The organism is Dietzia sp. NPDC055877 (genome assembly GCF_053615975.1).
Map to the genome: position 1 here is coordinate 282,368 of NZ_JBSHCV010000001.1, position 14,765 is coordinate 297,132.

Annotated in this window: 12 protein-coding genes; 1 reads left to right on the forward strand and 11 read right to left on the reverse strand. The window is 70.5% G+C overall.

Annotated features, from left to right (window positions below; all coding sequences use genetic code 11):
* The 11 genes from ACWGLC_RS01325 to ACWGLC_RS01375 are packed head-to-tail and all read right to left on the reverse strand — an operon-like array spanning window position 1 to window position 13,133.
* Complete coding sequence (locus ACWGLC_RS01325; protein WP_452098220.1) at window positions 1-1,107, reverse strand: MCE family protein; 1,107 nt, start codon at window positions 1,105-1,107, stop codon at window positions 1-3.
* The gene (locus ACWGLC_RS01330; RefSeq protein WP_452098221.1) at window positions 1,098-2,141 is read right to left on the reverse strand and encodes an MCE family protein; all 1,044 of its coding nucleotides are present in this window, start codon (window positions 2,139-2,141) and stop codon (window positions 1,098-1,100) included. The genes ACWGLC_RS01325 and ACWGLC_RS01330 overlap by 10 nt, the downstream gene beginning before the upstream one ends.
* Window positions 2,138-3,184, reverse strand: coding sequence for an MlaD family protein (locus tag ACWGLC_RS01335; protein ID WP_452098222.1), 1,047 nt, complete (start codon window positions 3,182-3,184; stop codon window positions 2,138-2,140). The genes ACWGLC_RS01330 and ACWGLC_RS01335 overlap by 4 nt, the downstream gene beginning before the upstream one ends.
* Window positions 3,181-4,476: an MCE family protein gene (locus ACWGLC_RS01340; RefSeq protein WP_452098223.1), complete on the reverse strand. Its 1,296-nt coding sequence runs from the start codon at window positions 4,474-4,476 to the stop codon at window positions 3,181-3,183. Before ACWGLC_RS01340 ends, ACWGLC_RS01335 begins: the two co-directional genes overlap by 4 nt.
* A gap of 50 nt (window positions 4,477-4,526) precedes the next feature.
* Complete coding sequence (locus tag ACWGLC_RS01345) at window positions 4,527-5,408, reverse strand: MlaE family ABC transporter permease (RefSeq protein WP_452098224.1); 882 nt, start codon at window positions 5,406-5,408, stop codon at window positions 4,527-4,529.
* Between the two features lie 15 nt (window positions 5,409-5,423).
* Window positions 5,424-6,233 carry an MlaE family ABC transporter permease gene (locus ACWGLC_RS01350; protein WP_452098225.1) on the reverse strand — a complete coding sequence of 270 codons (810 nt, stop codon included), beginning with the start codon at window positions 6,231-6,233 and terminating at the stop codon, window positions 5,424-5,426.
* Between the two features lie 15 nt (window positions 6,234-6,248).
* Window positions 6,249-7,838 carry a fatty-acid--CoA ligase FadD5 gene (fadD5, locus tag ACWGLC_RS01355; protein WP_452098226.1) on the reverse strand — a complete coding sequence of 530 codons (1,590 nt, stop codon included), beginning with the start codon at window positions 7,836-7,838 and terminating at the stop codon, window positions 6,249-6,251.
* 48 nt (window positions 7,839-7,886) lie between these two features.
* Entirely contained in the window at window positions 7,887-8,678 is a 792-nt protein-coding gene (locus ACWGLC_RS01360) for an enoyl-CoA hydratase (protein WP_452098227.1), read from the reverse strand.
* Window positions 8,675-9,661 (reverse strand): NAD(P)H-dependent flavin oxidoreductase, encoded by a 987-nt coding sequence (locus ACWGLC_RS01365; RefSeq protein WP_452098369.1) that lies wholly within the window; start codon window positions 9,659-9,661, stop codon window positions 8,675-8,677. Before ACWGLC_RS01365 ends, ACWGLC_RS01360 begins: the two co-directional genes overlap by 4 nt.
* Window positions 9,661-11,871, reverse strand: coding sequence for a 3-hydroxyacyl-CoA dehydrogenase NAD-binding domain-containing protein (locus ACWGLC_RS01370; RefSeq protein ID WP_452098228.1), 2,211 nt, complete (start codon window positions 11,869-11,871; stop codon window positions 9,661-9,663). Before ACWGLC_RS01370 ends, ACWGLC_RS01365 begins: the two co-directional genes overlap by 1 nt.
* Window positions 11,872-11,915: 44 nt before the next feature.
* Window positions 11,916-13,133, reverse strand: coding sequence for an acetyl-CoA C-acetyltransferase (locus ACWGLC_RS01375; protein ID WP_452098229.1), 1,218 nt, complete (start codon window positions 13,131-13,133; stop codon window positions 11,916-11,918).
* Between the two features lie 166 nt (window positions 13,134-13,299).
* On the opposite strand from ACWGLC_RS01375, the gene ACWGLC_RS01380 reads away from it, so the two are divergent.
* Window positions 13,300-14,667 carry a TetR/AcrR family transcriptional regulator gene (locus ACWGLC_RS01380; RefSeq protein ID WP_452098230.1) on the forward strand — a complete coding sequence of 456 codons (1,368 nt, stop codon included), beginning with the start codon at window positions 13,300-13,302 and terminating at the stop codon, window positions 14,665-14,667.
* Window positions 14,668-14,765 lie beyond the last annotated feature (98 nt).

The window sequence follows — 14,765 nt, forward strand, 5'->3', positions numbered from 1 at the left end:
TCATCCACCCCCCGTGATCCGTTCGAACGCGCCGACCAGCCCGATCGGATCGCTCTGTTCCACGGGAAACATCAGCGGATTGGTCAGCCCGGCGCCGGTGCAGAGCGGCAGCGGTTCGCGGGCACACAGCTCGCGGCCGCGCGCGAAGTGCGTGATGTTGGAGGAGACGTTGAGCCGGATCCGGGCGCGACCGTCCGTCCCGACGCCCATCGCGAGGTTCTCCATCATGACCGGGTACAGGTCGAGGAACTCGGCGAAGTCCTCGCGGTGCTCGGCGTACATCGCGGTGACCTCACGGGTCGCGTCGGTGGTGGCGGTGATGTCCTCGCCGCGCTCGGCGACGATCGTGTCCAGCTGGTCGAGGATCACGCGCAGATCGTCGGCCGGGGCGGCCACGTCGATCTGGTCCTGCCTGATCTGTCGGCCGAGGTCGTCGAGTCCCAGGACGAGATCCCGCATGGTCTGGTCGCGTCCCCCGGCGGCGTCCATGAGCACGGCGAGTTCGGTGATGATCGCGTCGAGGTCCTCGGCACGGTCGCCGCCCACGGCCGAGACCGTGGACAGGTTCCGGATCGCCCGGTTCAGGGTGCCGCCGCGCCCGTCGAGCGCCTCGGCGCCCCGGTCGAGGCCCTCGGCGATCTCCTCGGCGCCCGGCGCGAACGCCGAACTCAGCGTGTCGAGGCTGGAGACGAACTCGTCGAAGTCGAGCGGGGCGCGGGTGCGGTCCGCCGGGATGGTGCCGCCCTCCCCGAACGTGGGTCCGCCCTGGTACGCCGGGGTCAGCTCGACGAACCGGTCCGCGATGACCGCCGGGTTCATGACCAGCGCGCCGACGTCCTCGGGCAGCTCGGTGCCGGGGTCGAGCGTGAGGTGGACGCGCACCACGTCGCCCCTCGGTTCGACCTTCTCGACCAGCCCCACCTCGACGCCGACGATGCGCACCTGGGAGCCGACGTAGACGCCGTCGGCCGAGGCGAAATCCGCCGAGAGGCGGACGCGATCGTCGGTGCGCGCTCCGGACAGGAGGTAGATGAGGACGACGACGGCGACGACGACGACGACGACGACCGTCAGCACGGTAAGGACTCGTCTACGTGTCAGTTGCATCCGTCCATCACCCCCAGTGCACAGAGCGCGGAGTCCGGGATCGGCCCGGTGGGCGTCGCGACGTCGGTCCACGGGCCGTTTCCGGACGCGTCGGTGACGGCGCGGAGGCCGGGCGGCATGCGGGTGAGGACCTCGTCCATCACCTCGATGTTGCGCTGATAGGTCTCACTGATCGAGCGCATGTTCACCAGCAGCTGGTTCACGTCGTCGGACTCCTCCTGGAGCAGTGCGCTGACCCGGTCGGCCAGGTCCTCCAGCGAGGCGACCATCGCGCTGAGGGCCTCGCGGCGCTGGGTGAGCACGGTGACCAGCACGAGCGACTGGTCGGTGAGTGCGTTGATGCTCTGCTCCTGGGACACCAGCACCCCGGTGAGTTCGCGGGTCGTGGCGATCACCCGGGACATGCGGTCGTCGTCGCGCGCCATCAGGCCGAGCGCGGCGGAGATGTCGTCGATCGCCTCGCCGGTCGCCTCGGCGTCCTGGGGCAGGATGCTGTCCAGGTTGTCGATGAGTGCGCTCACCGCGTCGACGTCGATCCCGTCGGCGAGCTCGGTCACCGCGCCGCCCATGTCGTCGATCATGTAGGGCGATGTGGTCCGGGCGACCCCGATGCGCCTGTCCGACCCCAGGTCGCCACCGCCGGCGGGGACCACCTCGAGGAAACGGTTGCCGAGAATCGACTTGAAGCCGACCGTCGCGGTGCTGGCCTCGCCGAGGTCCTGCCCGCGGTCGAGGCGGAACCCCACCACGGCCAGGCTGCCGTCGGTCGACAGCGAGTCCACCCGGCCGCTCGGCACCCCGGCCACCAGGACCGGGTCGCCGGCCCGGAGGCCACCGGCGTTGTGGAACTCGGCCGAGTAGTACTCGGTGCGCAAAACGTACCAGAGACGGGGCAGGGCCATACTGGCTGCGAACAGGGCGACGACCAGCAGGATCGACGCGGCACCGACCAGCACGGTGTTCCCGCGACGCTCGTGGCGCGGGTCGCGGAACAGGTCCAGCAGGCTCTCCCGGAGCAGGGCGAGGGGTCTCATCGGCAGGCCTCCGAGTTCCGGTAGCCGAACAGGCTGGCCTCCCAGTCGCCCTGCTTCACCGTGAAGTTGCACATGTAGAGCGAGAGGAACCCGCCCTTCTGACCGATCGTGTTGACCTCACGGGCGAACACCGGGGCCTGCCGCAGCGCGGCATCGAACGCGGGGGTGTTGGGGATCCAGCCATCAGTGGTGTGGCGGGCCGCCTCGATGCTCGCCTGCAGGTCGGCGTCGGTCTCGTCCAGCATCGCGGCGAGTGTCGCCACGGAGCTGCCGCCGCGGTCGAGGAGTAGTGCCAGCTCCCGGCCGTCCCCGTCGGCGAGAGCGCCGGAGACCGTGTCGAGGCCGCGGATGAGCTCCTGGAGGTCCGCCCCTCGGTCGACGAGCGTGGAATTGAGCTCCTCGATGTTGTCGGCCAGACGGACGTACACGTCTTCGCGGCCCACGATGTCCCGGCTCAGCAGCGCGAGCCGCGCGAGCAGGACGTCCATCGCCCCGGGCTCGCCCTGGAACGCGGCCACGACTGTGGTCGACAGGGTGTTGACCTCCTCCGGGCTCACCGCCTCGAACAGCGGCTTGAACCCGTTGACCAGCGCGGTCAGATCCACCGGGTCAGTGGTCGCGTACAACGGGATCACGGAGTCCTCGGCGAGCTCGGCCGCGCCGCCCACCGCCGGCGCCCCGTCCGCGGTGGGGTCCAGCGACAGGTACCGGATCCCCAGCATGTCGCCGTAACGGACCGAGGCCTGCGCCCCGTCGGTGACGGGGTGCGAGCGCTCGACCTCGAAGTCGACCACCGCGATCACATCACCGTCCGGCCCGATCTCGCGCTTGACGCCCAGCACCTGACCCACGCGCACGCCGGCCACCGTGACCTCCGAGCCGTCGCCCAGGCCACCGACGTCGGTGAACTCGGCGCTGTAGGAGCGGGCGCCCCAGCCCACGGGAACGCGCAGCGTGTTGACCACGAGAATGGTGCACAGCACACCGATCAGGCAGTAGGCGAACAGTTTCAGGGCGGGCCACAGGCCCTTGCGTGAGGTCATCGGATCGCCACCTCAGTCCCCCGGACGAGAGGACCCAGCATCGTCCACGCCGCGGCCGCCGGATCCGCGGCCGGATCGGCGGGCGGCGGCACCGGCGTCCCGGGGTCCGTCGCCGCGGCTGCCTGGAGTTCGCGGAGGACCTCGCGCTCGCCGGCGGCGTTGACCGTGAGACCGGGATCGTGCTCGGTCGTTGGCGCGCCGGTACACGTCGACCCGGCCAGGCCGTGGTGACGCGGGCAGTCCTGCGGGCCGTAGGGCATCGGGTCGGCGAACGACGGCACGGCGGTGATGTTGAACCGCCCGGTAGAGAAGGCGGCCGCGCCGGCCTCGCCCATCGGCCGCATCGCGTACAGGGTGTTGATCACCCCGTGCGGATTGCGTGCGGTGTGGTCGAACACCACCCCGGTGTCGCCCACGAGCCGGATCGCGCCGGGGACGGTCCGGTCCGCCATGGCCGCACCCGACCCGGCGGCCGCGAGCCCGGCGTCGAGCAGTCGGCGCAGCGAACCCGGCCGGTCGAGGACGATCTGCGACAACCGCGTGGCCTCCTGCAGTGTCTCGAGGATCTGCGGCGTCGCGCCGGCCAGGTCCTCGGCGAGTGCGGCCAGTGCGGGCGAGGCCGCGGCCGCATTCTCCAGCGCCGGCGCCAGTTCGGCACCTGCACGGTCAGCGTCCTCGATGGTGCGACCCAGCATCTCGCCGCGGCCGTCCAGCGCGCGGGCGAGCGCGGTGAGCGTGATCTGCATCTTCTCCGGCTCGATCGCGACCAGCAGGTCGCTCGCGCGGGTGAACACGTCGTAGAGCAGCACCGCCTCATCGGAACCGTCGGCCGGAATCTGCTCGCCGTCGGTCACCGTGGCGCCGGTCGCGAAGGCTCGCGAGGTGGCGCCTTCCGGCACCGGAGGCGATACCAGATCCAGCCGGATGTCCCCGAACAGCGTCCGCGGCACGGCCCGCACCAGCACGTTCGAGGGAATGCGGTCGGCGAACTCGTCGCCGATGAGCATCTCGATGCGGGTGCCGGGCTCGGCGACGTCGTCGTCGTAATTCTTGTCGTTAGCTGCAGCGCCGCCGCCGGCGGCCCGGCCGTCGACGACGGCACCGCCCCTGGTCCCCTCCGACGCCCGGACGTCGCCCACCTTCACTCCCAGGTGGTAGACCGGCGCGTTCACCGCGATCCGGCCCGCGTCGGCCGGCAGCACCGACCACACCCTGGTCCCGGAGTCGAACATCCCCGCCCCGCGGCCCACGAGCAGCACCCCGACCACCACCGCCACGATCGTGAACACCACGCCGCGCAGGATCAACGTCCTCTGCGGGGTCGGCCCCGCCACCCGCCGCCTCACGTGATCCCCAGCGCCGGCACCTCGGGCACCAGGCCCCAGAGCGCGAAGGTCAGGACGATGTCGAGGAAGCCGATCGCCAGGATGGACGTCCGCAGCGCCCGTCCCGCCGCGCGGCCGACCCCCTCCGGACCGCCCGTGGCGTAGTAGCCGTAGCTGCAGTGCACCAGCACGATCACCGCCGCGAACACCACCGCCTTGACGAGCGAATAGAGCACGTCCTCGGGGCCGAGCGTGATGTTGAAGAAGTGGTCGTACGTGCCGGCCGAGCCGCCGTTGACGTAGACGACCACCACCCGGGTCGCGATGTAGGTGGCGACCAGGCCGATCGCGTACAGCGGCACGATGCAGATCATCGTGGCGATCAGGCGCGTGCCCGCCAGATACGGGATCGTGGGCACGGACATTGAGTCGAGCGCGTCGATCTCATCCGAGATCCGCATCGAGCCGAGTCTCGCGGTGAAGCCCGTGCCGACCTTCGCCGCGAGCGCGATCGAGGCCACCACCGGCGCGAGCTCGCGCGTGTTGGCCATCGCCGAGAGCATCCCCGACAGGGTGGTCATGCCGATCAGGTCGAGGCCGCGGTAGGTCTCGACGCCGACCATGATCGCCGCGACCGCCGACATCGCCAGCACGATCCCCACCGTGCCGCCGCCCGCGACCAGCGACTTGGAACCGAAGCCCACGTCCACGACCTCGCGGACAACCTGACCGCGGTAACGCACGAGCGCCGTGGGCAGGGACACCAGGACCTTGCCCGCGAACGTCACATGCCGGCCGACCTCGGCCATCGCCGTGCCGACACGGCCCACGCGCCCGGCGACGCGCGTCGCGCGTGCACGCTGCCACGCCGTGGTCTGCGCTACCCCGAATCCCCCCATGGCCCCCGCGCCCCTCTAGTACTTTCCGACCGAGGGCACCACGAGACCGTAGACCGCGGAGAAGACCGTGTTGATGACGAAGACCGTGACGAACGCCAGCACGACCGTCTCGTTGACCGCGTCCGCGACACCACTCGAGCCCCCGCTCGCGTGCAGCCCCTTGAACGTGGCGATGAGTGCGGAGACGATCGCGAAGGCGATCGACTTGATCATCGCCATCCACAGATCGGACGGTCGGCCGTACGCGCTCAACGTCTGTAGGAACGCGCCGGCCGACTCCCCCTGGCCGTACACCTGGTAGATCAGGCAGGCGACCACGCCCATGGCGGTGACCAACGCACACATCACCACCGCCACCAGGATCGTGGCGATCACCCGCGGCACGACCAGCCGCTCCACCACGTCGAGTCCCATGACCTCCATCGCCTCGACCTCCTCGCGGATGGTCCGCGACCCCAGGTCCGCGCAGATCGCCGAGCCCCCGACCCCGGCGAGCATGAGCGCACACACCAGGGCCGAGGCCTGGCCCACCACCACGAACGCCACCACGGCCCCCGCATAGCCGGCCGCCCCCAGTCGGCCGGCCATCTCCCCCACCGACACCGCGACGAGCACGCCCACCGGCAGCATGAGCAGCAGTGCCGGGATCGAGCAGACGCGCGCGATGAACAGTGCCTGGTCACGGGTCTCGGTCAACGAGAGCCGTCCGCGCGCCACCGTCTTCACGCACGCCAGCAGCGTGAACACCGAGAACCCGACGAGCGAGCCGACCTGGCCCGACAGGTCGGTGACCGGGCCGCGGCCGGTGGGCAGGTGGAAGGTCATGGGTCTACAGCCGGGTCAGACGCCGACGGTGCCGTGATCGGACCGGAGCGTGCCCTTGACGACCTTGCCGCTGGCGTTGCGGGGCAGCTCGTCGATGACCACCAGGTGCTTGGGGAGCTTGAAGCCGGCGAGCTTGTCGCGCAGCCACTCGGTGAGCTCCTCCAGTCGCAGGTCCGGGCCCTCCGAGTCGTTGAGCGCGACCACCGCGACCGGGACCTCGCCCCACTTGTCGTCCTTGCGGCCGATCACGGCGACCTCACGGATGCGCTCGTGGCCGGCGATGACGTTCTCCACCTCGGCGCAGTAGATGTTCTCACCGCCGGAGATCAGCATGTCCTTCTTGCGGTCCACCACGTAGACGAAGCCCTCGGGGTCCATGCGGACCAGGTCGCCGGAGTGGAACCAGCCGCCGTCGAAGGCCTCGGCGGTCTCGGACGGCTTGTTCCAGTAGCCGGACATGGTGGTGGGGCCGCGGTAGACGATCTCCCCGACCTCGCCGGGGGCGACGGGCTCACCGAAGCCGTCGACGACCCGGGCCTGGATCGTGGGGATGACCTTGCCGACGGAGCCGAGTTTGCGGATCGCGTCGTCGCCGTCGAGGGCGCAGGTGATGGGGCTCATCTCGGTCTGGCCGAAGACAGCGCAGTTGAGGGCGTCCGGGAACGTCTCCGACATCGCGCGCAGGATCGTGTCGGTCGACGGCGCGGCGCCCCAGGAGATGTTGCGCAAGACCAGGTTCCTCGGGCGGGCCTGCTGCTCGGCGCAGACGGCCTGCCACTGCACCGGCACCAGGAAGATGCTGGTGATCTGCTCCGCCTCGAGTGTGTCGAGGAGTGCGGCCGGGTCGAACGCCTGCAGCGGGTGGATCACGGTGGTCCCGCCGAGCTGGAGACTCGGGGCGATCGAGCCGAGCGCCGCGATGTGGAACATCGGGGCGGCGCACAGCGCCCGCCCCTCCTCGTCGAAGAGACGGAACACGCGGATGCACGTGAGCGCCTGGGCCGTCATGTTCTCGTAGGAGAGCATCGCGCCCTTGGGTCGACCCGTGGTGCCGGAGGTGTACATGATCAGCGAGGTCGCGTCCTCGGGGACGTCGACCGGCTCGTGGGGCGCGCCCTCCTCGGCGATCGCGTCCGCGTAGGTGGTCTGGGCGTCCACACCGCGCTCGCCCCCGATCACGATGTGCTCACCCGGCTCCTCGCCCTGGGCGCGGATGGCGCCGACCAGCGGGGCGAGCATGGCGTCGGTGACGACGACCTTCGGCGTGCAGTCGCTGACCAGGTAGGCGAGCTCGACCGGGGTGAGCCGGAAGTTCACCGGCACCGCGATGGCGCCGAGTTCGTTGATGCCCAGAACCGCCTCGATGAACTCGGGGTTGTTGAGCGTGATGAGCATGACCCGGTCGCCCTTGCCGACCCCGCGTCGCGCGAGCGCGTCGGCGAAGCGACCGCTGCGCTCGTCCAGCTGCTTCCACGTGGTGGTCTGGCCCATGAACCGCAGGGCCTCCCCGTCGGGGTTCATCTCGGCGTGGGTGCCCACCCACGTGTTCCAGGTGTTGCGCCGGGCGGCGTGGAGGTCCGCGATGGGGTCCGTGGCGGTGGTCATGGTCTCGGCCTTTCGTCGGTGCGGTGGGAGGGCGGAACGGTCGTGCGGTCAGGAGAAGTCGGGGCGTCGTTTCTCGAGGATCGAGGAGACGCCCTCGGCGAAGTCGGCGGACACCAGCAGCTCGCACTGGCCCTCGTGCTCGCGGGCCAGTGCGGCGTCGAGCTCGGCCAGGGTCGCGCCGGTGACGGACCGCTTGGTCAGCTCCAGGGCACGGCGCGGGCCGCGGGCCAGGCGGCGGGCGACCTTGGTGGCCGCGGCGCGCAGGTCCGCGGCGGGCAGCACCTCGACGGCCAGCCCGACGTCTTTCGCCTCCGCCGCCGACACGGCGTCGCCGCGCAGGAGCATCCGGGAGGCGACCGCCCGGCCGACCGACGCCGGCAGGAGCACGCTCGCACCGCCGTCGGGCATCAGGCCGATGTTGGTGAACGCCAGCAGCAGGTAGGCGTCGTCCGCCATGAGCATCAGGTCCGAGGCCAACGCGAGTGAGACCCCGACGCCGGCCGCGGGGCCGTTGACCGCCGCGATCACCGGCACCGGCGCGGTCAGCACCGCCCGCACGAGTGCGGCGGCACTGTCCATGGTCACCTCGGGCGTGGGGGCGTCGGCGCCGGCCTCCTTGATGGCCTGCAGATCGGCGCCGGTGGTGAAGGCGGCGCCCTCGCCGGCCAAGATGATCACACGGGTCGCGGGAACCGAGGAGTGTTCGGTGATGAGTTCGGTCAGCGCGGTGACCGTGTGGTGGTCGAGCGCGTTCATGCGGTCGGGCCGGTTGATGCTGATGGTGACCACGCCCAGGTCGTCCCGCTCGACCTTGACGGCGTCGTGTCCGGTGACGGTCATCGCGCTGCCTCCGTGGCCTCGACCATCCCGGCCAGGCGGGAGGTGATGATCTCCTCGGCCTCGCTCATCATGCGGTCGACGAGTTCGGCCGCGGTGGGGATGTCGTCGATCAGGCCCTGGCATTGTCCGGCGGTCCATATACCGGCGTCGAGATCGCCGTCCTCGAAGACCTTGCGCCCGCGGGCGCCGGCCACCAGGTGCTGAATGTCGGAGAACTCCGCACCCTCGGCCTCCTTGGCCACGACCTCTGCGGAGATCGCGTTGGCCGCCACTCGTGCGGTGTTGCGCAGCGTGCGGAAGATGAGCTTGGTGTCGAGCTCGGTGTTGGCGACGATCTGCTGTTTGACCGCCTCGTCGACCGGGGACTCGGCCGTGCACATGAACCGGGTGCCCATGTTGGCGCCGTCCGCGCCCAGGGCCAGCGCCGCGACCATTCCCCGGGCGTCGGCGATACCGCCGGAGGCCAGGATCGGGATGGTCAGCTTGGCCGCGGCGGCCGGGATGAGGACCAGGCCCGGCACGTCGTCCTCGCCGGGGTGGCCGGCGCACTCGAAGCCGTCGATCGACACCGCGTCCACGCCGAGCTGCTCGGCCTTGACCGCGTGCCGCACCGAGGTGCACTTGTGGATCACCTTGATGCCGGCCTCGTGGAACACCGGCAGGTGGTCCTTCGGATTGGATCCGGCGGTCTCGACGATCTTCACGCCCGATTCCACGATGGCCTGCCGGTACTCGGCGTAGGGCGGCGGAGTGATCGCGGGCAGGATCGTCAGGTTCACACCGAACGGCTGGTCGGTCATCTCCCGGCACCGGGCGATCTCGCGAACCAGGTCCTCCGGGGTGGGCTGCGTGAGCCCGGTGATGATGCCCAGCGCGCCGGCGTTGGACACCGCGGCCGCGAGCTCGGCGCGGCCGACCCACATCATCCCGCCCTGGACAATCGGATGACGGACCCCGAACTCCTCGGTGAAGCGGGTGCGGATCACGGCTGGACCTCCTCGTACGTGCCGCCGGAGGCGGCTTTGGAGCGCAGCGAGGCGGGCGGGGTGAACCGCTCGCCGTACCTCGCGGTGAGTTCCTCGGCGCGGGCGACGAATCCGGGCAGGCCGCCGGGGTACTGGTCCATGTAGCGGACGACGCCGCCGGTCCAGCCAGGAAAACCGATGCCGAGGATCGAGCCGACGTTGGCGTCGGTCGTGGTCTCGAGCACGCCCTCGTCCAGGCACTTGACCGTCTCGATCGCCTCGGCGAACAGCATGCGGTCGATCGCGTCCTGCAGCGGAATCTCGGCGTCGCCGCCGAACGCCTCGGCCAGACCTGGCCACAGTCCGGCGCGCTTGCCGTCGGAGTACTCGTAGAACCCGGCCCCGGACGAGCGGCCCTTGCGGTCGTACTCGTCGATCATCCGGTCGAGCACCTGGTCGGCAGGGTGGGCCGGAAGCGGTGTGCCCTCGGCCTCGGCGGCCTGCCGGGTCTCGTCCCGGATCTTGCGGGGCAGGGTCAGGGTGAGCTCGTCCATCAGGGCCAGGACGGGTGCCGGGTAGCCGGCCTGCGAGGAGGCCTGCTCGATGGTGGAGGCGGGAACGCCCTCGGCCAGCAGCGCCATGCCCTCGCCTGTGAAGGTGCCGATCACGCGGGAGGTGAAGAAGCCACGCGAGTCGTTGACGACGATCGGGGTCTTGGAGATCGCGGCGACCAGGGCCAGGGCCCGCCCGAGGGTGTCCTCGGAAGTCTCGGCGCCCTTGATGATCTCGACCAGCGGCATCTTGTCGACGGGTGAGAAGAAGTGCAGTCCGATGAAGTCGGCCGGCCGGTCCACGCCCTTCGCGAGCAGGGTGATGGGCAGGGTCGAGGTGTTCGAGCACAGGAGCGCGTCCGGCGCGATGTGCGGTGCGATCTCCGCGAACACCTGCTCCTTGACCTTCGGGTCCTCGAACACCGCCTCGATCACGGCCTGCGCACCATCGGCCGCGGCCGGGTCGGTGGTGGGCGTGATGCGGGCCAGCAGGGCGTCGCCCTTGGCCTGCGCCTTCTCCCGGGCCTGTCCCTCGGCGGCGCGGGAGACCGTCTTGGCCACGAGCTTCTCGGAGTAGCCCTTACCGCGCTCGGCGGCGGACTGGTCGATGTCCTTGAGGACCACCTGGATGCCGGCCTTGGCGCACACGTAGGCGATCGCGGCGCCCATCATGCCCGCGCCCAACACCACGACCTTGTCGATGGGCGCACGGTCGGCAGAGCCGTATTTCTTGGCCAGGCCGTTGGCCTTCTGCAGGTCGAAGAAGAACGCCCGGATCATGTTCTTGGCGGTCTGCCCGGTGGCCAGCTCGGCGAAGTAGCGGGCCTCGACCTTGGACGCGGTGTCGAAATCCAGGCCGGCACCCTCGACGGCCGCCGACATGATGGCCACCGGCGCGGGGTACGGCGCGCCCTTGAGCTGCTTACGCAGCATCGCCGGGAAGGCGGGCAGGTTGGCCGCGAGCGCCGGGCTCGACGGAGTTCCGCCGGGCATGCGGTAACCCTTGCGGTCCCAGGGCTGGGTCGCGGCCTCCGCATCGTCTGCGTTGGCGGCGATCCACGCCTTGGCGGCCGGCACCAGATCCCCGGGGCCCGCGACGAGCTCGTCGACCAGGCCCATCTCCAAGGCCTGGCCGGGCCGCATGCGCTTGCCCTCCAGCAGAACTCCCATGAGCGCATTGGCCACGCCCAGCATGCGGACGGTGCGGACGATCCCGCCGCCGCCGGGCAGCAGGCCCAGGCCCACCTCGGGCAGGCCGAGCTGCACGGCCGGGGAGTCCACGACGATGCGGTGGTGCGAGGCCAGCGCGATCTCCAGGCCCCCGCCCAACGCGGCGCCGTTGATGGCGGCCACCACCGGCTTGCCCAGGGTCTCCAGGCGCCGAAGCGGGGCCTTGGCCCGCTCGACGGTCTCGATCGCCGCGTCCGCGCCGTCAGCGGGGATCGACAGGATGTCGCCGAGGTCGCCCCCGGCGAAGAAGGTCTTCTTGGCCGAGGTGAGCACGACCCCGGTGATGTCGTCGGACTCGGACTCGAGTCGGTCGACGGCGGCCTCCATGGAGGCCAGGTAGTCGGCGTTCATGGTGTTGGCGCTCTGGTCCGGGTCGTCCATGGTCAGGACGACGACGCCATCGGCGTCGCGCTCATACTGGATGGTGTTGGTGAAATCGCTGCTCATGAGAGGTTTTCTCGTCCTTGTCAGGTATGCGGCCGGCGCGGGGTCTAGAGACGTTCGATGACAGTGGCGATGCCCATACCGGCGCCCACGCACAGGGTCGCCAGGGCGTAACGGGCATCGCGGCGTTCGAGCTCGTCCAGCGCGGTGCCGAGGATCATCGCGCCAGTGGCGCCGAGCGGGTGGCCCATGGCGATCGCGCCGCCGTTGACGTTGATCTTCTCCATCGGGACATCGAGGTCCTTGGCGAACTTCATCGGGACCGCGGCGAACGCCTCGTTGACCTCGAACAGGTCGATGTCGTCGATCGTCAGACCCGCCTTGGCCAACGCCTTGCGCGCGGCCGGCGTCGGCCCGGTCAGCATGATGGTCGGCTCCGAGCCGATCACGGCCGCCGAGATGATCCGGGCGCGCGGGGTCAGGCCGTTGCGCTCGCCGGCGGCGGCGTTGCCGATCAGCATCGCCGTGGCGCCGTCGACGATGCCCGACGAGTTACCGGCGTGGTGGACGTGGTCGATCTTCTCCACCGCGTGGTACTTCTGCAGCGCCACGGCGTCGAACCCCGCCTGCTCACCGAGCGCGGCGAACGAGGGCTTCAGGGACGCCAGGTCGTCCGCGGTGGTACCGCGGCGGATGTGCTCGTCATGGTCGAGCATGACCTGCCCGGCCAGGTCCACCACGGGGATCACCGAGCGCGCGAACCGGCCGTCGTCCCAGGCCGCGGAGGCGAGCTCTTGCGAGCGGGCGGCGAACTCGTCCACGTCACGGCGGCCGAAACCCTCGATCGTGGCGATCAAGTCGGCGCCGATGCCCTGCGGGACGAACGACGTGGAGTAGTTGACGCGCGGGTTCTGCGCCCACGCGCCACCGTCGGAACCCATCGGCACGCGCGACATCGACTCGACGCCGCCGGCGATCACCAGGTCCTCCCAACCGGCGCGGACCTTCTGCGCGGCCAGGTTGACCGCCTCCAGGCCCGAGGCACAGAAGCGGTTCTCCTGGACGCCGGCCACGGTCTCCGGCAGCCCGGCGGCGATCGCCGCGATCCGCGGCAGCACCGCACCCTGCTCACCGACCGGGCCGACGATGCCCATGACCACGTCCTCGATCTGCGCCGGATCAAGGCTGGCGTTGCGCTCCACCAGGGACTGCAGCACTCCGACCGCGAGATCGATCGGCGCGACGCTGTGGAGCGAACCGCTGGACTTGCCCCGTCCGCGGGGCGTGCGCACCGCGTCGTAGATGAAGGCCTCGGGCACTGACATGGGTGGGAGTTCCCTTCCGCGTTTGCTTGTGGAATTAACTGTCGCCGGAGCACCGACTACGTAGATTCGATCACATATATCTGTGAATTGGGGTTTACTATGGCCACTGTAACCGCTGTTGTCAAGATCACACCCCGCTTCCGACCAACCCGAGAGCCGAGCCTTCGTGACCTCCTCGCCCACGCATCCCGAGACGCCGATCGCGTCGCTCTGTGCGCCCGATGAGGGCTCTCGACGTGCGGATATAGCGCTGGTGGCTGCCGACGAGTTCACCCGTCGCGGGTATCACTCCACGCGGGTCGAGCACATCGCCGAGCGACTCGCGGTCACTCCCGGCGCGCTCTACCGGCACGTGCCGGGGAAGTACGAGATGTTCCGCGATGCCGTCGCCACCCTGGCCCTGGCACTCGAGGCGGCCTCCGAACCCACGGTCGCGGCAGCCGTATCCGGCCCCGACACGCCACCGACCCTCGAGGAGATGGTCGCGTCCATCACGCGCACCACGCTGGGCCACCGGTCGCGGGCGGCGCTGTATCGCTGGCAGGGGCGCTACCTCACGCCCGAGGATCGCGCCGCGGTGCTCGAGGTCGACGCCCACGTGCGGCGCCGGCTCGCCGACGCCGTTCGGGGACGACGACGAGACGGCCACCCGGCCGGCGCGAGCTCGGCAGCTGCGGCGATCCTCTCGTGTATCGCCTCGCTCGGCCATCATCGGATCGAGCTGGCCGACGCCGACGCGGTCGCGCTCATGACCTCGATCGCCGACGACCTCGCGACGGTGGCCCCGCCGCAGCGCCCCGGCAGCAACGGGGGCGGCAGTGCCAGCACCCGCAGCACCAGCGGCGGCAGCAGCGGGAGCAGCGGCGGGAGCAGCGGTCTGCGCTCCAGCAGCGGCAGCGGCGGGAGCACCGGTCTGCGCTCCGGCGGCGGCAGTGTCCCTCGTCTTCGCGGGGGCGCGGCGACCCGCGAAGGTGCCATCACCGCCGCGATCGCCAGGTTCCATTCGTCGGGCTACGACAGTGTGTCGATGGAGTCGATCGGCGCCGATGTCGGCGTCGCCGCGTCCGCGCTCTACCGACATTTCCCCGGTAAGTCGGCGCTGTTGACCGCTGCCGTGAACCGGACCGCCACGCTGGTGGAGGGGCTGCTGGACAGTCACGCCGCGCTGAACAGTGCCGAGACCGACCCCGCCGACGCCCTCACCGACATGCTCGACGCGTACGTGTCGATCGCGTTCTCCCACGGGCCCGACCTGATGCTCTACCACTCGGAGCTGGGGGCGATCGACGCCGAGGACCGGCATCAACTGCGCCGCTCCCAACGTCGGCAGCTCGACCGGTGGGCGCGGCTCGTCCGCGACGCGGGGACACCCGGCAGCAGCGTCCCGGTGGATGCGCGTGACGACGCGACGGCCCGCGTGCGGGTCCACGCGGCCCTCGCGGTGGTGCTCGACGGCGGCCAGGGAACCGGTTTCGATCCGGCTGCCGCACCACGATTCGGCCAACTCGCCGGAACCGTGCTCCTCCCCCGTTGATCACCCACGCCGAACTCCTGACCGGCGCAACGAGAAGAGGGTTCCGCACACCATTCTCTCGGACGTCGTGTGCGGAACCCTCTTGTCGATGTGACCGC